The following is a 21,195-nucleotide window of genomic DNA, read 5'->3' as shown; positions in this document are numbered from 1 at the left end:
TTGAAGAAGTAAAGTCGCAAACTTCAATTGCGCAAACGTTCAAAAAGAAAAGCTCCTCAGAAATTTGAGGAGCTTACCTGATTGTAGCAGCTGCTTTCAGCGCGGCACGTGGCCATTCCTCGCTGGGAAAGGGGCCAGCATGGTGCCCCGGCAGTTCTCTGAACCGCAGAAGCATGCGTAGCGGGCCTTATCAGCCTTGGTGCGAGGCCTCGGGCCAACGAGGGAATAGTCATAGGTCAATTCCGCTCCCGGCTGGATATTGCGCAGGGCCTCGATAAAGATCCTGCCGCCATCATCCACGGCCTGACAGTTTGGATCGCAGGAATGGTTGATGAATCGGGCATCATTGCCCTGTCGTCCGGCATCAATACAGATCTCGTCATCCACGGCAAACAGAAAGGTGTGATAGTGCCTTTGTCCGACATCAGGATAGCGCTGGTCGCCCACAGAGTGCGGAACGCGCTCTCCGACATATTCGACAATGCGGGTGCCTTTGCGGATGCGCCGCATGGCAAATGCTCCCTTGCCATGGATTCCTGAGCGGCTGACGACAAAATACGGTTCGTGCGCGATTTTGGACATACGTAGGGGCTCGCCTGTTCTGGGTGATATTCTATGCTCCAGATTCGGAGCGGAGTTGCGTGGGAATCCTGCCCACAGATGCTTTTTACGCGCAAGCCGCGATTTCGTTCACGAACACTCTGACCGCTCGAGGGGAATAGCCATCGACGAGAAACGGGGGTACAGTAGGGTGTGTGCGCCGACAAGCGCAACAAAAACAGTCCGCCGTGTAGCGAATATCCTGAGCCTAAGTTGCCGTCCGGGCCGTAATCTCTATAATCCCCATTCCACAGTTGATGCTCGAGGTCGGCTTTTATGCAAAAAAAGAGGCCCAATGCCTCTCTTGCGTGACTCGATATTCATAATTTGATAAATAAACACGGCGGCAGATTACAGGAGCCGCCAGCCGATGGCTTCATTTACATCGGCACGCACAGTCGCCAGGGCAGCGCTCACGGTGGCTTCGGCTGCCCCGTGCGACAGCCCTTTTACGGCCAGCAGGACCGCCAGAGCTGTGTTCCGGCCAATGCGCAGCATAACCCGCGCGTGCTCGGGGGTGATCCGCCCCAGCATCGTCTTCGTATGAATATCGAATATGGCTTCGGCCAGCATCTGGAAAGCGCCTTGAGCATACACATGAGCGTCGGGATGCTTATCATTGAGCACTTCCTCGGCGGCTTTCAGCATCCGCTCGGCCAGGTCTGCAGGACTGAGGTCAGGCAAAACATATCCTCAGGTTATTCAGTGTGACTGCCATAAGGAATTCAAACACAGTGTTAACTCTATCTTCATAATTGCTCGCGTAATTTATCGCAAGGAGTTCCAAAGAAAAAGCCCTCAGACTCCTGAGGGCTTTTGGGTGCGATCCGAAAGAAAACTTTTGCCATGTGAACTCCTGCCCCAGACACATGTTCTGAGTCTCCACAAGTCGATGGATGATTCCTTGGCCGGCTATTCCACCTAAGACCGATTGACGGACGGCGCCAAATCCGGTTTACGTTGTGGCAGCGGGAGCTTATGCGGTGGACGCAATGTTTCAACGCGCGAAGCGAGGATGCTCTCCATTTGCAGCACTACCGGAAGAACTTCCGTGCGCAGCATGATCCGCATCTTGTCCAATTCCGCCACATTGGTGCTGCTGTGAATCCCGTTGGCGCACTCGCTCATCATCCCCAGGCACTTCACAAGGGTCAGAATTTGCGGAACAAGATTCTTCTCCTCTGCTACTGCTTCCTGCTCATCGCCGCGCAAATCACGCAGAAAGCGATAGACAACTCCCCGCAACTCACTTCCGTACCCGATGCGGCGAATAGCTTCAAACAGGGGGAGCAGTTCATCTGCCGCCAATTTTGCCTGAGGCCGCTTTGGAGAGAGCTTGGCGGATAGGGTTGCAACCGGAACATCCATCTCGCGGGCTACTTCCGATTCGATCCGCCTCTTGTTCATCCACTGGTACAAAATTTCCGAGATTGAATGAGACACACGACCTCCTGCAATGGTCCGACCGTCGTACCTCCCCGTCCAAACATCAGACGTTCACCCCCACGTCCCAATGTAGCCAAGCTTGCTTCGAAAAGCAAGACCTCGATCAAAAGATCGATGAGAGGCCAGTTATAAATCGGCCTGCCAATTTATTACAGTTCACATGAGAACAAAGTAGCGTTTTATCACTTGAATATTAATGTATTACTGAGATTATCGGCACAATCGCGGATTTCTTTAGCCATACAGGCCCCGATCCGCAGGATGAGCTAAATGCATACGTAAGAATGCACATACGCTTTCACAGTCGTCCGGTGGTTGTGCCAAAAAAAGCGGCCCAAGGCTTTTTCGGGAGGCAAAGTACCCATAGTACCCCCCAATAGAGCACAGGCTCCCCATCACTGAAGAGCCTGTACATGTCTTTCAAACGTGGTATCGCTTAGGGGGTAGTGCCTAAGCTATCCGGTGGATCCTGCATGGTGACCGTATAGAAGGCCTTCGGACCGCCGTCCGGCAACCGCACGGGATCGAGGAATGTGCTGTCTGAGGTGGAGCCAATCAGGTTTGCGGGGCTTGGATCGGCCAACAGTGAACTGCTGCGGTAAATGTTGTAGACGGGCATAGTTTCGTCGGCGGCCCAGGTCAAGCGCACATTCTGGTTGAACAGATCAATCGTGACCGCGTGGACTATACAGTGGCCGCAGGAAAGCGACGTGTAATAATTGGAACACGGTACTCCGTTGGTCACCGTGGGCGCAATCTTGAAGTAGTATGTGCCGATGGGCAGACATGGAGTGAAGATGAAGCGCGTCTGGCAACTCTGTCCGGTATTGTAGCGCACCGTAAGCAGACTGTCGCACACATTCACCGGGCTGTAGATGCCCATCTCGAACGGGAAGCCTGCCCGCACAACCCATAGAATGCGGCGCGGTGTCGTCAGGTTGAACCGGTACCAATCACTGTCTTTGATGCCGCCCATCGCGAACGACGTGCCGCAGATGCGGCTGCCGCAGGTGATGGTGCTGAAGGAAGGCGGAATCATCGAGCAGCCGCCGTTGTAGGTGTCCGGTCCCAAATTCGGACAGGCTTCACCTTCCGCCACATAGCCGGTCGGACACGTCACGCTGCACCCGCAGATGCAGCTCGCGCAGAGTGTTGCCAGCACATACGGCCCGTGGCTGCCGCTGACTCCTTCCACCTTGATCCGGTATGAACCGGCCGGCAGGCAGGAAGTAGTCAGACTGGCATCATTGCCCACACCGGAACTGTCATCGAACGCCAGCAGTGTCGTGCAGTCTGCCGCATAGAGCCAGACCTTCGGATTCAGACCGCCGCCGAACGGATACCATCCCGGAGTGTCATTGCCATAGACATCCACTTGAATGATCCCGCAGTCGTGCCCCGGAATCTGCACAATGTACCAGTCGACGTCGGACAGACCCGCCGCATTCGGCGGCAGAATATCGCCGCAGAGCGTATCGCCACAGGCTAACGTGACGTTGGCCTGAGCGCACACATCATTGGCCGGATCGAAGTCCAGATTGGGGAACGGGCAGATATTGGGACAGATGCATGGCGCACACGATGTGGCCAACACATACGGTCCTTCGGTGCCGACGCCGGTGACCCGGATGTTGTACACGCCCGGATTCAGGCAGGCCGACACCAGCCGGGCATCGTTGCCCACGCCGGAGGAGTCATCGAAGGCCAGTTGTATGCCGCAGCTCGCGTCGAACAGCGCCACTGCCGGATTCAGCCCCTGCAAATACGGGTACTGTCCCGGGGTGTCGTTGCCGAACACATTAATGGTCACCCGGGTGCATCCCGGGGAGGGAATGGTCAGGTTGTACCAGTCCACATCTGCCACGCCATTGCTCTGGTGAATGTCACCGCACACGGTATCCGGGCACGAGAGCTGCGGGTTACCCGAGTGGCAGGTGTTATTCAACGGCTCCGACTCGCGATCAGGATACGGGCAAGGCGGAGGACACGGACACGGCGTGCAGGTCAGCGCAAGAATGTACGGCCCATGTGTTCCTCCAAAGCCTCCGACCTGAATATGGTACATTCCGGGACGCAGACAGGCCGACACCAGTTGGGCGTCATTGCCCACGCCGCCATTATTGTCCACTCCAAACTGCGTGATGCAGTCGCCGCTGTACAGGCCAACCCCCGGATCGAGTCCTTGCCCATAGGGGAACATGCCGGGCGTATCATTCCCGAAGACGTTTATGGTAACCTGCGAGCAGGGTGTGCCATTGGGAATGTCGAGCACATACCAGTCGCGGTCGTTCGGTGTGATGATGTTGCCACAGACAGTGTCGCCGCAAGAAAGCTGAATGTTGTTGTACCGGCAACTGTCATTGGTCGGATCAAAGTCGAAGCTGGCATAATTGCACACATTGCCCGATGGACACGGAGCGCAGTGCAAGGATGCTACATAGGGCTGACAGACCGGACTTCCCATGGAAACGGTTGGCCGCACAACCGCCCAGTAGGTGCCCGGCGGAAGACAAGCCGCCACGCAGAGCGGCGTACACGGCGGGGCATTTCCGCTGGCATGGCTGATCATGTTGGCGCAAACCGGATCGGGCGTGTAGATCGCCGCGGCCACATCGAACATCGCCGTCACGCACCAGCGGACGGTATCCCGCTGTGTGATGGTGAATTCAAAGAAATCAGGATCGGGGAGATCATAGAAATTGGACGTGCCGCAAATGGTGTCTCCGCAGGCAATGTGCGACACATGCACCGGCGAATGATTGCAGCCGTCGTTGAAATTCAAATTGTACCCGGGACACGGTTCATTCTCGTGGATCGCCGTTGGCGGGCAGATCGCACACGCCGGCTGACAGGGAATGCAGCGCACGCTGGCCGTATAGGGTTCGCACGGGACGTTAATCTGCTGTAGTGTGGATACCGTCAGCCAGTATGTTCCCGGCGGCAGGCACTTGCCGACAAACAGCGGGACACACTTGGCCGTATACAACTGCGCGTGGGTAATCACTCCGGAGCACCCCAGCGGTTCCAGAATCTGCACCTCGGTCATCACGTTCGACACCACATTCCATGTGATGCTGTCGTACGCTGTAGTCGTAATCTGGTACACATCCCGGTCGTAGGCGCTCTGTGCAGCTACGGTCCAGAGCGTGCCGCAGATATCCTCGTTGCACTGGATCGGCGTCACGTGTACCGAACCGTCGCTGGCGCAGCCACTATTGAAGTTGTCCGGATAGTTGGGGCAGGGTTCGTTTTCGCGAATGGCGGTCGGTGGACACTCGGGGCAGGGAAGGCAAGGCTGGCATTGCAGGGAGACGCTGTAGTTCGCGTCGCTGCAGGGCACACCGGCCGCAGGGCCGGAGGGGGTAATCAAAATGTAATACGTACCGGCGTCGAAGCAACCGGCGACGCAGGTCGTGTCACAAGCCAGACCTACGGTCTGGATCAGTGTGGGGCTTCAACCGGCGGCGAAATACTGGTAGACGCTGATGCTCGGCGCGAATTTGGAATACACGCACCAGCGTAAACTGTCGCGCTGCGTCAATGTCACGGAATAGGCGTCGAAGTCCTGCCGCGAGGGCGTCCACGGCGCGGTACCGCAGTAGGTCTGTCCGCAGGAGATCGGTGTGAACAGCACCGGATAGCCATGGCATCCGGCATTGACGTCCGGACCGGTGTTGGGGCAAGGCTCCGGCTCGAGCAGCGCATTCGGCGGACAGGTCCAGGGACAGGGACACGGATTCACCGGGCATGTGCCCGATCCGCCAATGCTCAAGCGGTAGTTGCCGTGCTCTGTTCCGCTGCCGTCGACGACGATGTAGTAGGTATTGCCCGCCAGAAAATCCACCGCGGGCAAACAGCTCGCAGGCGGACAGGCGGCGCCGTCATCGTTGCAGGCGACGGGCTGGGATCCCGGTTGCCCCGGGCAGCCGTTCCAGATATGGAGGATTGTATTGAAATCCGAGCCGCACAGGGACACCGACGCCGACGTAGTAGCCTCCGGCGTGTAACTGTAGACTGCGTCCGGAGCGTTGCTGCCACCGCAGGACGATGGCGGCGAGAACACGTTGAGAGCGGTGGTGGTTGAACCGGTGTCGCAGAATGGAATGACACTGATCACACGCGCATCGGTGCACGTTTGACCGCCCTGATCGAGCCCTTCGCCACCGCGTCCGCGTGCTGCCGTCCATTGCGCGGTCAGCCTGTCAATCCGGCTCTGCAATTCCCGGATGACCTGTTCGCCGCGGCAGGCAGATGATGCGATCTGCATTTGCTGACGCAGAGAAGTAATCTGCGCCTGTAATCGTTGCGTTTCATTGTCGCCAGCACTCTGGCTCTGAGACGGTGTGGCAAAACTAAGCTGCAAGCTCAACGCTCCCAGTAGCAAAACAACTAAAGATCTTTGCATAGAGGGTCCCTTTCGATTGAACTCCAGTCACGACTTGTCGACTTGCATATCTACAATATCAATTTAATGTGCCTTCGGCGAAAAGCAAGGTGCTTCTTAATAATGCCTTAATAAACATAAAATTATAGATAAGATTGCATAACATAGTAAAAACAGCGTGTTCAAATCCGGAAAAGCTGTTTCTCTAAATGATCCTGCGTTAGCGGACTTCCAAAGAGGTAATCGCCCTCGCGCCAAAGGGGTCTGCCGGCAAAGATTCCGATCTGCCCTAAAGAAAAACCCTGACCACACTATGTGTGTCAGGGTTTCACTGCACTCGCTTGCAGAACGTCAGAGGATGCCTATTGGCTTTCCTTGATGGCGTGAATCAGATCGGAAATAGCCTTCTTGCCGTCGGCGAAAAACATCAGCGTATTCGGTGCGGCAAACAGCGGATTGGGAATCCCAGCGAAGCCCGGGCTGAGACTGCGCTTAATTACCACCACCGTGTGTGCCTTATCCGCGTCGATAATCGGCATTCCGCCGATCACGCTTTTCGGATCGGTGCGCGCCATGGGATTGACCACATCGTTGGCTCCGATAATCAGCGCGATGTCCGCCGTTCCCATCGTGGGATTGATATCGTCCATCTCACGCAGCTTGTCATAGGGAACATTCGCTTCCGCCAGCAGCACGTTCATGTGGCCGGGCATTCTTCCGGCCACGGGATGAATCGCGTACTCCACCTCTACGCCGTGGGATTCGAGCAATTGCTCGAGTTCCTTCACCGCATGCTGTGCCTGCGAGACGGCCATACCGTAGCCGGGGACAATCACCACGCGCTGCGCCGCTTCGAAGAGCATGGCGATCTCGTCGGGGGAAGCGCTCTTGATCTTCCCGTCATACACCGCATCCGCCGTGGGGGATCCTGCCGTTGGCCCCAAAGTCCCCAACAGCACGCTTATCAGAGAGCGGTTCATCGCCTTGCACATGATGTCCGCCAGGATCATGCCGGATGAGCCCACCAGCGCTCCCGATATAATCAAGGCATTGTTGTGGATCGCAAAACCAGTGGCGCAGCCTGCCAGACCGGACGAAGAGTTCAAGACGCAGATGGCAACGGGCATATCCGCGCCCCCCACCGGAAGCACCACGAGGATCCCCAGCACGGAGGCCACGGCTACCAGCAGCCAATACAGATTGGGCTGAGGATTCAGAACGAGCATGGCGCCAATGGCGACGCATACCATCAGCAAGGCCACATTCAGCGGCTGTTGCCCGGGGAAGTGAATGGGATCGCCTCGCAGAACAAACTCCTGGAGTTTCCCGAAAGCCACAAGGCTGCCCCAGAACGTTACCGTGCCGATCAGACCGGTAGCCGCGACAGATATGGTAAATTGATTACTGAGCGCCACCGGATCGCCTTGTGTCCGAATCAGTTCGCTTCCGGCCACAAGTGTGGACGCCGCACCGCCAAAACCGTGCAGGAACGCGACCATCTGCGGCATCGCCGTCATCTTGATCCGCAGCGCAAGGACGACCCCGATGGTGGACCCGATCAGAATTCCAATCAGGATCAGCTCATAACTGAGGATCTCCCAGCCCCACAGGGTAAACACAATGGCGATGAGCATGCCCACGGCGCTGTAGAGGTTTCCACGCGCCGCTGTGCTGGGATGCGCCATCATCTTCAGTCCGAGGATAAAGAGTACGGCGGACACCAGGTAGGCGAAGTTGACAATACTGAGATTCACCGTTCACGGCTCTTCTTGAAGGATTTCAGCATGCGGTGCGTCACCACGTACCCACCGACCACATTAATCGTCGCGAAAGCCACGGCCACAAACCCCAGAACCGCCGTGATCGTGTCGTGTCCTGTCCCCGCCGTCACGATTGCTCCGACGACAGTGATGCCGGAAATCGCATTCGTGCCCGAGACCAGTGGCGTATGCAGCAGTGGCGGTACCCGGTGGATGATTTCAAAACCTACAAACGTCGCGAGTACAAACACCGTAATCGCCGTAACCAGAGTTTCCATTACACCGTTTGCCTTTCTTCTGCAGGCAGGGCGGAATTGCCCAACGCCTCGCGGACTCTCGCGTTCACTATCCGACCGCCGTGCATCACCAGTGTGTCGTGGATAATCTCATCCTCCGCCAAGACCAGACGCTCGCCAGTGCCTTCCTCAGGCAGTTCCTTCTGTACATACAGCAGAAAGGACGTGATGTTCTTCGAGTACATCTGGCTGGCGTGGTAGGGAAGGGAAGAGGGCAGATTCTGCGGCCCAAGAATCGTCACGTCCCGCTCGACGACCGTGCCCCCCGGCTTCGTAGCTTCGCAGTTGCCGCCCTGCTCCGCGGCCAGATCCACAATCACCGAACCCGGCGGCATAAGGCTCACCATCTGCCGCGTGATCAGCACCGGAGCCTTCTTTCCCGGAACAGCCGCCGTGGAGATCACTACGTCGCTATGGGCCAATACTCGGCTCATCAGTTCCCGCTGTCTGGCATAGAAACGTTCATCCATCGCACGGGCATAGCCGCCGCTGTCCGCCGCGGCGCGCGTTTCCAGGTCCAGTTCGACGAACTTCGCGCCGAGGCTTTGCACTTCCTGCTTGACGGCAGGCCGCACGTCATAGGCATGTACGACCGCGCCCAGCCGCCGTGCCGTGGCAATCGCCTGCAATCCGGCGACGCCCGCGCCGATGACGAACACCCGCGCCGGAGTCACCGTGCCCGCGGCGGTCATCAGCATCGGGAAGAATCGCGGCAGAGTCCGCGCGGCAATCAGCACCGCCGAATATCCGGCTACCGTAGCCATCGACGAGAGCGCATCCATACTCTGTGCGCGCGTAATCCGTGGCACCAGTTCAAGGGCAAAGGCGGTGACGTTGCGCGCCGCCAGTGCATCCATCAGCTTTGGATCACCCAGCGGATTCAAGAGCCCCATCATAATCTGCTGCGGGTGAAGCCGTTCAATAATTGCGCGCCGATCTGCAAGTGGCACTCCCGGCAAATTTACCGTGGCCAGCACATCCGCCGCCAGCACCGTTTCCCGAGTGGCGGCGATACGTGCGCCTTTGTCCTGATAAGCCCGGTCGGGGTAGTACGCACTTTCCCCCGCGCCGGATTCGATAACAACCTCTATTCCCTTCGCAATCAGCGCAGCGGCTCCGTCGGGCACGATGCTCACCCGGCGCTCATGGATAGCGGTTTCTTTTAAGATGCCGATTAACACGGGCTACTACTCTATGTGACTTAATTATGCCGTATTTGCCGGAGGATTAGCGATGCATATCAACAGCCCCTATAAGACTCGAAAGGTAAGCATTCGGTTCCGTACCTCCTTTCCAAAACTAAAAAAAGAAGAGGGCGACCCTCGTGGATCGCCCTCTTCTTTTTCGTCTTCCTTCACCTACACTACTAACCCAGTCCTTCCCCCACTGGGTGGGGGAAGTTAGATGGGGGTAGCGTTCTTACTTCAGCATCATCATCTTGTTCATGGCGGTGTAGTTTCCGGCGGTCATCTTCACAAGGTAAAGACCCGAGGGAAGGTTTCCGGCATCGAAGCTGACCTGATAGCGGCCCGCGGCGTACTTGCCGTTGACCAGCGTGGCCACTTCCTGCCCCATCACATTGTAGACGATGATAGCCACCTGACTGTTCTGCGGCACGTCGAAGGGCAGCAGCGTCGTCGGGTTGAAGGGATTCGGATAGTTGGCGTGCAGGGCAAACTCCGTCGGCAGCAGGCCGGGGATCTGGTCCACCGACAGCACGTTCATATCCACCTGAAGCAGGAACGGACTGCCCGGCGCGTTGCACAGCACCCGCATGGTGGTGTGGTACTCGTTCGGCTGCAAGGTTCCCGGAGCGGCAGTGACCGTAATGGTGGTTGTCTCATTCGGATTCACCGTGCCACTTGCCGGATCGCTCGTCAGCCATGCCACGCTATCGAGTACCTCATAGCTCAACGGACAGTTGCCCGCAGTATTTGTGATCGTGAACGATTGCGGGACCGTCTGGAAGCGGCGCACCACAAACGTCAGCGAACTGGCCGAGAGCGTGGCATTCGGCGAACGCAGCGACATATTGATGGTAGAGTTCACATTGGGTTCCACCACCACGTTAGCCCGCACCGAATCACAATGCGTCGCGTGCTGGAAATGCACCGTGTACGTGCCCGGATCCACCGGCATCTGATAATGGCCATTGGCATCGGTCAGCATCGTATCGGGCAAACCGGTCACCCACACGTGGGCATTTTCGAGGAACGGATTGGAACCGCCCAGATGGCGGATCGTGCCGTCAATCGCCTGGCGCGGACCGCCCCAGAACTGAACGGCATTATTGCCCGGCGTAAACGGCCCGGTATTATTGCACCACAGGCTGACACCATCGGATCCATCCGCGTTTTCCAAACCCACCACGCCGCTGTTGTTATCCATCTGACCATATTGCAGCGTGACGCCACCGTTCGAATCGAGAATAATCTGGAAAGTACGGTACGGACTGTTGTCGGAACAGCACGGCGGGCAATGGTCCCAACTCACGATGAACCGTTGGTTGGCGGCGTCCGCATAGTACTTGCACTGGCCTGCGGTCGGCCAAAGATCCGCTGCAAAAGCAAACACCACACCGTTGGGCACGCCGACATTGGGCGGGCACGGAGCCCCGAGCGTCACCGTTTGGTCACCGAAGGTGATGTAGCCATTGGAACCCACCATCACCGATGTGTAGGTCTGGCCGTAATAGGGGAAATTGAATCCCAGATCGTACGGACCGGTCACGATGTCGTCACTCTGCGCGGCCACGGTGCCGTTCGTGGTGATGTCCACCCACTGCAGTTCCACCGTATGCCACGGGCTGACCACCGAACCGCTGGCGCTCGCGCCGGCTCCTTCATTGGGTACTTCGTCAATCGCCTTGACCGTCCATGAGTAGATCATCATGGGATCAGGCGGAGTATCGGTGTAGGTCTGTACACCATGCAGGACGTGTCCGATATACGTTCCGTCGCGATAAACACGCAGGCTGTCCAAATCGGTGCAGGGTGTTCCGTCGGCGTTTATCGTTGGATCCGTCCACGTCACATGCATCTGAGACAGACCGACCGGCGTCACCGTGACATTGGTCGGTGCGCCCGGCGCCATGTTGCATCGCGCCGTAACCGTGTCCGAGTTCACCGACAAGGCGTTGTCATCCCAGCGGGCTTTGACCCAGTAGGTATGCGGAACGTTCTCCTGCAGCGGCGGGGTCGCGTCGTCATATTGAGTCACGTTCGGCCCAACCGAATCGCGCACGGCATTGTCCCGGTAGATTACGAATCGCACCACGTCGTCCAGCGAGTGACCGTGGCGTCCCGGATTGACGCTTCCCGCGGCTTCCATGTAGGGTGCGCGATAAGGCAAGCTCGTGCGCCGGCGGTCGGCCATGTCACCCATCTGCATGCCGCGATAACCGGGCGCACCGCACAGGGCGACCGCCGGTTGCGTCATCGACTTCTTGCCCGGGACCGAACCGCTGAGCGCCTGCATGGTCTTGGAAGGATGCGCGAGGAACGCGGGAACCGGCGCCGTGATCCGCGAAGGCGACGGTGCCAGCTCGGTCTCCGACGCCAAGCCATCGCCGATATCACCAACGACCAGCGCTCGAATCATCGGAATGGCCATCAACCCTTCCCACTCGAAGGTATACCAACTGAACACATCCGGCGCGCAGAAGAACGTGTTGTTGATCATGGGATCGACCTGATCACCGCCAATACAGATGCCATTGGCCGTAACCTGGCGTGTTCCCACAAAGAACGATCCACTGGGAATCGTCACCGGAGGATCCACGATAAAGGTGCGGAAAGAGTCGAACGGCTCTTCCTGCTGAGTGGAGATCAGACCCAGCGGAGTGAAGGTCGGTGTTCCATCGCCGGTGTCGGCAAACACCGCCACTTCGATGGGATCTCCGAGGGTCGCATTGTGGGTGTAGTAGATCTTGATCCGGGTAATCGTGGCCGGTCCATTGTTCGTCTGGAAGTGGGACACGAAGTAGCCGAAAGACACCTGACCGAGCCAGCGGATATCGAACACGGCCGGCGAGTTGACGCCGTTGTCGTAATACACTTCCCGCTCGAGCGGCGCACCGGGCGCAACCCATGAGAGGTGAATCCGGTTATCGAAATTGCCATTGGCCGTCAGCAGGGCCGGCGGCTGATGTCCGAAAGCCTTGGTGATCGTGTTCGAATAGTCCGATTCTACGGGAGGATCGGTAACGTCGTTGTCAATCGCGGTAATCACGTACTGATAAACGCCCTCCGTTTCCAGCGTATCCAGTACCCACTGCGTCGCGCGTCCAGTGACAGTACGGCGATATTGCCACGTCGGGGTCCCGTCCGGGCGGCGATAGAGTTTGTAGCCGTCCACCAGCACATCGGGAGACACGTCCCAATGCAGGCTGTCTATGCGAGCGGTGGTACGGACGGTGCCTGTCAAACCTGTCGGAGCAGGCGGAGCCACGCGGCGCAGCGTGATGTTCGCGCCGGTGTAGCCCGTGCTGTCCAGCAGGACCAGCAGGGTATCGGGAACATAACCGGCCAGGCTGGCCACAATGCGGCGGTGTCCGACCTGAGCGTTGGTCAGTGTGTAGGTTCCGTTCGCCGCGGGGTGAGCCGTCGGGCTTCCCAATCCGTCGGTCGCTACCAGCGCCTGAGTCACGTTGCCTGTGCCGCCATTCAGGGTAATGGTTCCTGCAATGTTGGCCTGCTGCGCCGGGTGAAGTCCCCAGATCATCATGTCGTCGATGTAGAAACCGGCATAGGTGCTGCTCCAGGACACGGACCCGAAGGTGAAACGGTACATCGGAGTCTGGCCGAGGTAGGCACCGATAGGCAGAACGATATGCCGCCAGCCGTTGCTGGTGTTGCTCCACGCATTCTGATTCGGAATACAGGTCTGATTATTCCATATCATTCCCGTATAGCCGTCCACCGGGGTGATCAGCTCCCACGTTGTGCCGCCATCCACGCTGACTTCGAAATGGCAGGCGTCATACCCGTTGGCCGGATACATGCTCCACCATCCCCAAAATTCCAACGTAGCTGCGGGACTGATCACTTCCAAACCGAGATCCAAGTCGAGATGGTAGCATGCATTGGCAGGAACCGGTCCATCCAGGACGGTACCCCACACATTGGTGCCACTGTGCGGCGCGGGAGCCTGAGCAAACGTCGGCGTTCCCCAGGCCCAGCCGTTGTCCGCAACCCATGCGCCGTTGTCGATTTCAAAATCCTGACTGTACGTCGGAGTCCCCACCATGGCGTTCGCTGTGACCGAGGGGCTGAACCAGCCTTCGTTGGCGGCGCGAACATAATACACGAGGTTGCCGTCCGGCGCGTTGGAGTGTACAAACGTCTGAACACCGGGGCTGACCACGCCGACGCGAGTACCCTGTCCGGGAGCGCCCATCCAGATCTGCACGCTGTCTACGGCCATCGGGTTGCCGTTGGTGTCCTGCGTCGGATCCACCCACGTCAGCGTGACGTCATGTCCATTCACGGCGCTTTGCAAATTGGTCACAGGCCGTGGCACACCGTTGGGCAGCACAAACCACGTGGCTTGGCCGTCCACCGGGAAGATCCCGGCCTGACCGCAGGCGTACACCAGGCTGGTGCCCGTTGTGCCGTTCTGCTGGATACCGATATTCGGAGCGTACGTGCCGAAACATCCCGTCGGGACGATCAACTGATTATACTGGAATTTGATCCGCCCCGAGTTGTACAGAATGGCCTGAAACTTCAAAGAGCCATTCGGGCAGATGCCCGTATTGTAGAACCCAACCGAATCCCATTCCACGACGAAATAGGTGCCGAAATTCTTGTAACCTACCACACCGTCGCCGGTCGGGATGCCGCCATTCAACAAATGCAAGTCCGTGGCGAAGGCCGTTACCATTGCACCCGACTGCATGCGGGGCAGGCACTGGGTGTATTCATACGCATAGCTCGTGGCGAACTGCACATCGCCGTTCGTTCCGAAAGAGCACTGCGAATAGGTCTGGCCGTAGAAGGGGAAGTTGAAGCCGATTTCCACAGGGGCATTCGTCATGCCGTCGTCGACGCTGGTGAAATCCGCGGCGTTCAGCCACGTTGCGTTATCGTCTCCCCGTAATTCGATCCAGGAGTATGTCGCCGTGTCGCCGCCCTGATTATCCACAAACATGTAACCGAACGCATCCGGCCCGCCCTGGTTATCCAGCGGACGCCGTGACTCGCGCCCGGATGTTGCGGCCATCATCTCGGCCGTCAATTGCTTGTCCTGATCATTCAGCGGGATTCCACGGTGAACTTTCTCCTGCATCCTGGCGAAAGCTTCGCTCAGCGCAGGATTAACCGGCCTCCCGGTCTCGGTCTGGTGGGTAACGCTTCGACTTCCGGTGGCGCCCATCACCACTACCGCGCCGGCCAGCGTCAACAATGCCAGTGCCCACACCCAAACCTTAACAAGTCGTCTCATAGCTGACTCCTCAATGTTGGTGGCAACATTTCCTGTATTTTACAACTTACGGGCCGATCAAAATTGTCGGCAGCCCACGCTTAAGTTATTAAGTTACAGCATTACCGAGAGTATGTCAACGATTTCCTTTCCACTCCTAAAAGAGTCTGATTAACATATCCTATTGAAAACTATAAAGACACATCAATCGCCCGGCTCATGTGTTCAACGGGCGGCATATAGAGAAGGGAGGCATGGGCGTCTGCTATGTACAACGGTCCGGTGGAAAATGAAACAGGGGGCCGACTCAGAAGTACTGGGTCGGCCCCCTGCCTTTTATTCTGTGCGCTCTCGCGCTGCGCAAGGTGTCCTTTCTCCCGCGCCTGAAGTTCTTCTATTCTCCCGAGTCGTACCTGATCTGCTCGTCACGCGACTTCTTCGGTGCCTTTCCGAACCGGAAGGTCAAACCCGCATAGATGACGCGGGAGTCGAAGGTTGTGACGGCGGTCTCGTGCAGCGTTGCCGTGTCCACGGTAAACTCGCGCTTCATGGTATGGAAAATATCCGTGACGGTAACCAGTAACGATAGCTTGCCGTTGTAAAACTGCTGTCTGAAGCCCGCGTTCAGTGTGTAGCTTGGAGACATGTGCCCCTGCGCGGTCAGCATCGAGGAGCGGTAGTTGGAACTTAACTGCAGCCGAGTGGTCTCCGTTGCATTAATGTCCATGGTCAGATTGCTGCTCCATGTGTTCACGGTTCTTCGCCCGCCCGTCAGGTTGGAGGCGTCAATCTGATTTTCGTACACGCTCGCCGTGCCATGCAACGACACCACCTTCGCCACGCCGGCGGTTACATTCACCTCAAGGCCGCCGGCCTGATCATTCGAGAGGTTGTCGTGGGTCGTCAGCAGCACGCTGTCGTTCAGCGCTCTTGTCACCCACGTGAAGCGGTTGTAGGTGTAACGGTAGAACAGGGCCGGTGTCACGCTGATTTCCCCTTGACGGTATTGGCAGCCCAGTTCCAAGGAATGGACATACTCGGGCCGCAGTTTCGGATTGCCCGAGCGCACGTTGCGCGGATCGGAATATTCGGGAAACGGATTCAGATCGTCAATGTCCGGCCTGCGGGTCCGCTTGCTGTAGCTCAATTGCAGTTCGACGGGTTTGCTCACTCCATAGGACAGATGCAGAGAAGGGTAGACGTTGGCATAAGACTGGGAGATTGAAGAATCCAGCGTTACCAGATTGGACGTGAGATCCACGTATTCTCCGCGCAATCCCGCCAGTACGCCGAGCTTTCCGAAAGACTGCCGCCACGTGCTGTAAAGCGCATGCGTTATCTGGTGGCTGCGAAACCGGTTGGTTTTGGCGGTATCCACGACGTAGACCTGCTGCGCTGCGTCGAAGTTCTCGATGTGGTTGTCGAAATCACCGGTTTGAATTTCCGCCGAATATCCGGCCTTCAGCGAGGTTGTTTCCGAAAGGGGATTCGCATAGTCTACCGACACCTGGTGATTGCTTTCGGTCTCCTTCAGGCGGGACTTGTCGAAGGTGTTCGATATGGCCGGCGTGCGATAGATATTGGTGAACTGGTTGTCTTCCCGCTCCGGTGCATAGGATGACGTGAATTCGAACCGCAGGCTGTGCTCTTCCTTGGCAAAACCGTGCTCGTAGAACCCGGTCACCTCGGCTTCCTTGTACGACTGATCCTGATTCCGGTTGCGGACATAGCTGCTGGTCAAGGTCCGGTTCGCGTCAGATAAGATGTTGTCGGCATTCTCCGTACGGTCAACGCCGCTCCCGAAGTAACTGCCGGAGAGTCCGAACTGGTCGTGCTTGCCGGCCTGATAATCCCATCCGCCCGACGCCGTCTGCATTAAGGGCCGGGCATGTCCGCTGGTCCTCTGGCTCAAGAAGGCAAAGCTCGTGTCCGCCTGCTGGCGGTCATCCGTGGTGGTGCGATTCCGGTTGTTGCGGCGAATCCCATAGCTCCCGTACAGATTGTACTTTCCGGGATTGTAGTTCAAACTGAGATTCGAATTGTACCGTTCGCTGTCTCCCATATTGCCCGCCACGCTGCCGTTCATGCCGGCGGTCGTGTTCTTCTTCATCACAATATTGATGATTCCTGCGGCGGCATCCGGTTTGAACTCCGCGCTGGGATTGGTGAGCACCTCGATGCGCTCGATGGAATTGGCAGGCATCTGCTCCAGCACGGTTGAACTGTTCCGGTTGACCAGCGGCGACGGGCGTCCGTTCACCATAAACATGACATTCGACGAGCCGCGCAGACTCACATTTCCGTCAATATCCACCTGCACCGACGGCACATGCTGCAGCAGTTCACTGACCGATCCCGACTTCCCCGTCAAATCCCGCTCCACATTGTAGATCTTGCGGTCGATCGACGTCGTGAACAGCATCTTCTCCGCCGAAATTTGCACCTCATCCATCTGAATTTCGCTGGTAGCAAGGGCAATCTTTCCCAAGTTCACGGTCAATCGATCCGGACTGATCCGGAAGGCAGGGCTCTTGCGTGGCCGGTAACCGATCATCTGCTGAGTCACATAGTATTCCCCTGCCGGAACTCCATGCATGGCAAAGACCCCTGCCGAGTCGGTGATCTGTCCCGTAACGGCGGTGCTGTCCCCGCTCTTTCGCAGTGTGACATTCACAAATTGCAGGGGAAGCCGTGTGGCTTCGTCAATCACCACTCCCTGAATATTGCCCAGCGAACTGTCTTCCGCCCACAGTGCGCTGACTGCGGAGGCGAAGCTGAGAAGGAAAAGAACTCGTCTAATGAGATGCATGAGTCTATCGTGTTGGGTTGCTCTTGACCGGATTGGCGTGGCGGAAAATGAAGAGCAATAAGATACGAATTTTGCCGGACAAAATCTCATCCCGCAGCAGGCGGGATCGGCCCATCTGTTCAATGTCGGCCTAAATAGAAGCCCGTAAGCTACGGACTCACGGGCTTCAATTAAATTCCAGAGTATTAACTTGCCTCACAATCCCCCGCACCCGCGCTGGTGGAAGGGATGAACCTCGCGCTGGGCAGTCTGGACGGTGCTGAGCCGGGATGCACTGGCTCCAAAATCTCTTTGCCTGCCGCGCAACCAGTCCGAGAGTTCCGCCACAAAGCCCATAGGAGAAAAAAGTACGGCGGCCTGATGTTCGTCCGGGCGCAAGGTGTGGTAACGCCGGAGCAAAGCTTCGCAGGCCGCCGTTCCGGTGACCTCCTCCAAGGGCACAAGCGCAATGGCCATCGCCGGCTTCAGGCTCTCGGCCAGACCCAGTTCCCACGGCAGCCACAACGACTGGAGCGAGTGATGTGAAACCAGCAGCAGGAAAACCGTGCAGTCCCGAATTCCCTGCTTGCACTGGTCGGTCGCCGTGGGATCGAGTCCATCCGGCACCGCCTCCGTGCGCACCGTCACTCCCTGTGCCATCAGGAGCGCCCTCAGACCGGCCGCCGCGACGTGATCCGCGCGGTGATGTGACACATAGGCTGTGACTCCGGGACAAAGATCCTCAGCCTTGGGTGGACCCATACGGTCGCTACGCTGCGCTGTGTCCGCATAGGCGTCCAACTCGTCTCGCCTGAAATATCCCATGGCTTGAATTCCGTTGTTTGAATAGGGTCGTGACACTATGTTCACTTATTGCATTGCCACGGCTGGCTTGGCCAGTGACAGTTCGAACCAGATCTCCTGGGGAGACGCAGATTCCTGTTCGTTGCCGCCCTTATGTTGACCGCGCATTCCCGGCCTGCCGCCTTGACCTCTGGCGGGCATTTCGCCGCCCATGCCTTCCCCTGGCGGTTCGCCTTCCGGTCCGCCCATGCCGCCGGGACCACGGCCTTCACCACCGTTCTGCCTGTCCCGCATGTGCCGCCCCATGTTACCGGCGCCTCTGCCGCTCATCTCCACGCCTACCATGATCACCGATCCCGGGAAAGCGTCAATGCCGTATTGGGCCTCCGCGCCGGCCAAAGGCACCGAGAATTCGAAGGTGATTCCACCGCCTTCCTGAGATGATTCTCCCGCGGGCATTCCCACGTCCTGATCACGAACGGGAATTCGCTTCCGCTCTGTTCCGTACAGCACAGCCAGACCCGGCAGCGCCGGCGGCGCGAAATCTGTTGGCTCGGAGTCCGGCGGCATCGCATCGTCGTTTCCTCTATTCGGTGGCCGTTCACCGCGCCAGTCGGGACCGTTTCCCCTGAGGGTGACGCCGAACGTCTTCTTCTGGCCGCCGGTGGAGAACCACACGGTCGCTCCACGGCGCTGGGCAGCCAGCACCAGATCCGGATCATTGACGTGGAACAGCAGGAAGACGCGTTGCGAATCGTTGCATGCCGCCAGGGCGAGGTGGGGATTCTTGAACACGGTGCGCGGGTACTTGTCCCAGTCGCCGGACCGTCCGTCAACCCGAATACTATCGCTCCGCCACGTGGCCGCAATGCGTTCGCCTTTGCAGCCGGTCAATACCATAATACTCAGTATCGCCAGCAGCGCCAGTGCGGCTGCTACCGGGACTCTCATGTTTCGGTTCATTTTCACGCTGGAAATTCTATGATCATTTCAACCTGACAACGCTATCGTTCGTCATGCTCATGCGGCGAACCGTTGTGGCGGCCATCGGGTGGGGGAAGACCTCCGAAACGGGGCCCGCCGAAAGGGGGACCACCACGCCCGTGCGGGCGGCGGCCTATCTCCTGGTGCAGCCGCGTTCTTTGCTCCGGCGTCAGCAGCGAATCGAGGCGCACATTCATCGAATCGATCATCGCGTCGATTTGCCCGCGGCTTGCGTTCATCGTGGAGTCGATCCGCACCGAAGACTGCCGGATTTCTTCTTCAACCGCCGTGCGCTGCGTATCGTTCATCGGCCCGATGGCTTCGATTAAACTCTGCTGAAAGCCGCCATGCCCCATCATGTGGTGCAGACGCTCCATCCGGAACCGCATCACCACCGAAAGCAGCAGCGCGCCGAGTGCCATGCCGATCAACAGCGTACCGATCACCACTAGCGCAGGTTTGGGTTCCAGTTTCATAAGCCGAAGTCCATGTGGTCAAGGGAGCTTTGAATCGTGGCCGGAGGTATCGCCAGAGTAATTTCCACCGCATTCAAATCCCGCCGTGCTTCCCATTGCGTGACGATATTGTAGCTGACCAGCAAACCTGTGAGAATCGTTGCCACCAGCGCCACCCGGCGGAAGGCGACAAGCAGCCCGGCAATCCATTCGTCCTCCGGTTGCCGGGAGTGGAGCCGTGCCATCACCCGCGCCGGAAAGTACGTATCAAACGTTCCCGCACTCCCGGCCAGCAGCATCCAAAGCCTGCGCTCCTCGCCGGCGTTCCGCGCCTTCTCCGAAATGTTAACCTTTGATTTCAATCCGCTCTCCTCCGTCAATCCGTTCATCGTCCATCAGGGACTGCAGCATAGGCCGCAGCTTCTCTTGTGCCCGGGCAGTCGTGACAATACTGTCCCTGCGGGAATTCCCAGCAACACCGCTGTCTCTTTCGTCGAGAAGCCGCGAATCATGCGCAGCACCACCACCGCGCGGTGCTTGGGATCGAGTGCCCGCACCGCCCGCTGCACTCGCTCCCGCCGTTCGTTGCTCTCGGCATTCTGACCGCTTTCCACGATTAACGCTTCCGGCAGCGCTTCATCTTCGTCATCGATTCGCAGCCAGAATCGTCGCCTGTGCCGCCTCCGCGCCGCATCCAGACTCAGATTAATGGCAATCCGCGTCACATACGTCCCCAGTGACGATTCGCCGCGAATCCTGCTGAGTGACCGGAACAGGCGGATAAACGTCTCCTGGCCTGCGTCCTCCGCCTCTGTTCCGGACCCCAATATTCCAATCACGGTCGCCGCCACTTGCGCCTGATAGCGTTCAACAAGCACGCGAAAGGCCGACTCATCGCCGCTTAGGGTGCGTCCGATGAGGTCTGCATCCGATCCCGCATCACTCTGACTGCCGGGCTTGGAGCCATAATCGCTTGTCTGTTCTACCCGTAGCAGAGGACTCTCCAACAACGTACGTAAGGATCTCGGATGACACGGCCGATGCGCCCAATGTGATCACTGACCGCTTCGTTCCTCCCTCCGCCCATTAGACGTCGGCGAGGTTGCAGGCATTCCGTCATGATCATTTGTTCAGTCTTTGAGTAGGAATAACCACTTTCCCGCAATATAGCAATTCCAAGACATCTCCGCTTCTCTAACCTGTGGAACAGGATCGCCGATCCCCAAAAGGGCCGTCACGGGCGTCTCCGCTCCAT

At 57.9% G+C, this 21,195-nt stretch carries 15 protein-coding genes; all 15 read right to left on the bottom strand.

Features of this window, described 5'->3' with window-relative positions; all coding sequences use genetic code 11:
* Positions 1-96: 96 nt before the first annotated feature.
* Positions 97-582 (bottom strand): SET domain-containing protein-lysine N-methyltransferase, encoded by a 486-nt coding sequence (locus VGL38_14915; GenBank protein HEY3296720.1) that lies wholly within the window; start codon positions 580-582, stop codon positions 97-99.
* 369 nt (positions 583-951) lie between these two features.
* Positions 952-1,284, bottom strand: coding sequence for a hypothetical protein (locus VGL38_14910; GenBank protein HEY3296719.1), 333 nt, complete (start codon positions 1,282-1,284; stop codon positions 952-954).
* 237 nt (positions 1,285-1,521) lie between these two features.
* Positions 1,522-2,043 carry a hypothetical protein gene (locus tag VGL38_14905; GenBank protein ID HEY3296718.1) on the bottom strand — a complete coding sequence of 174 codons (522 nt, stop codon included), beginning with the start codon at positions 2,041-2,043 and terminating at the stop codon, positions 1,522-1,524.
* 439 nt (positions 2,044-2,482) lie between these two features.
* Entirely contained in the window at positions 2,483-5,386 is a 2,904-nt protein-coding gene (locus VGL38_14900; GenBank protein ID HEY3296717.1) for a hypothetical protein, read from the bottom strand.
* A gap of 114 nt (positions 5,387-5,500) precedes the next feature.
* Positions 5,501-6,409, bottom strand: coding sequence for a hypothetical protein (locus VGL38_14895; GenBank protein HEY3296716.1), 909 nt, complete (start codon positions 6,407-6,409; stop codon positions 5,501-5,503).
* 383 nt (positions 6,410-6,792) lie between these two features.
* Positions 6,793-8,184 (bottom strand): NAD(P)(+) transhydrogenase (Re/Si-specific) subunit beta, encoded by a 1,392-nt coding sequence (locus tag VGL38_14890; protein HEY3296715.1) that lies wholly within the window; start codon positions 8,182-8,184, stop codon positions 6,793-6,795.
* Entirely contained in the window at positions 8,181-8,468 is a 288-nt protein-coding gene (locus VGL38_14885) for an NAD(P) transhydrogenase subunit alpha (protein ID HEY3296714.1), read from the bottom strand. The genes VGL38_14890 and VGL38_14885 overlap by 4 nt, the downstream gene beginning before the upstream one ends.
* Positions 8,468-9,667: a Re/Si-specific NAD(P)(+) transhydrogenase subunit alpha gene (locus VGL38_14880; protein HEY3296713.1), complete on the bottom strand. Its 1,200-nt coding sequence runs from the start codon at positions 9,665-9,667 to the stop codon at positions 8,468-8,470. Before VGL38_14880 ends, VGL38_14885 begins: the two co-directional genes overlap by 1 nt.
* Positions 9,668-9,905: 238 nt before the next feature.
* On the bottom strand, positions 9,906-14,930 hold the full coding sequence (locus VGL38_14875; GenBank protein ID HEY3296712.1) for a carboxypeptidase regulatory-like domain-containing protein: 5,025 nt from the start codon (positions 14,928-14,930) through the stop codon (positions 9,906-9,908).
* 373 nt (positions 14,931-15,303) lie between these two features.
* Positions 15,304-17,718, bottom strand: a complete 2,415-nt coding sequence (locus VGL38_14870; protein ID HEY3296711.1) for an outer membrane beta-barrel family protein — start codon at positions 17,716-17,718, stop codon at positions 15,304-15,306.
* Between the two features lie 195 nt (positions 17,719-17,913).
* Positions 17,914-18,522: a toll/interleukin-1 receptor domain-containing protein gene (locus VGL38_14865; protein ID HEY3296710.1), complete on the bottom strand. Its 609-nt coding sequence runs from the start codon at positions 18,520-18,522 to the stop codon at positions 17,914-17,916.
* Positions 18,523-18,567: 45 nt separating this feature from the next.
* A complete protein-coding gene (locus VGL38_14860) occupies positions 18,568-19,452 on the bottom strand; it encodes a hypothetical protein (protein HEY3296709.1) in 885 nt (294 codons plus the stop codon).
* 53 nt (positions 19,453-19,505) lie between these two features.
* The gene (locus tag VGL38_14855) at positions 19,506-19,961 is read right to left on the bottom strand and encodes a hypothetical protein (protein ID HEY3296708.1); all 456 of its coding nucleotides are present in this window, start codon (positions 19,959-19,961) and stop codon (positions 19,506-19,508) included.
* Entirely contained in the window at positions 19,958-20,302 is a 345-nt protein-coding gene (locus tag VGL38_14850) for a hypothetical protein (GenBank protein HEY3296707.1), read from the bottom strand. The genes VGL38_14855 and VGL38_14850 overlap by 4 nt, the downstream gene beginning before the upstream one ends.
* Before the next feature lie 33 nt (positions 20,303-20,335).
* Positions 20,336-20,950, bottom strand: coding sequence for an RNA polymerase sigma factor (locus tag VGL38_14845; GenBank protein ID HEY3296706.1), 615 nt, complete (start codon positions 20,948-20,950; stop codon positions 20,336-20,338).
* Positions 20,951-21,195: the final 245 nt, after the last annotated feature.

The sequence above is a fragment of the bacterium genome, assembly GCA_036504735.1.
GTDB lineage: Bacteria > Electryoneota > RPQS01 > RPQS01 > RPQS01 > DASXUQ01.
This window is presented reverse-complemented; position numbering and strand designations above follow the sequence as displayed.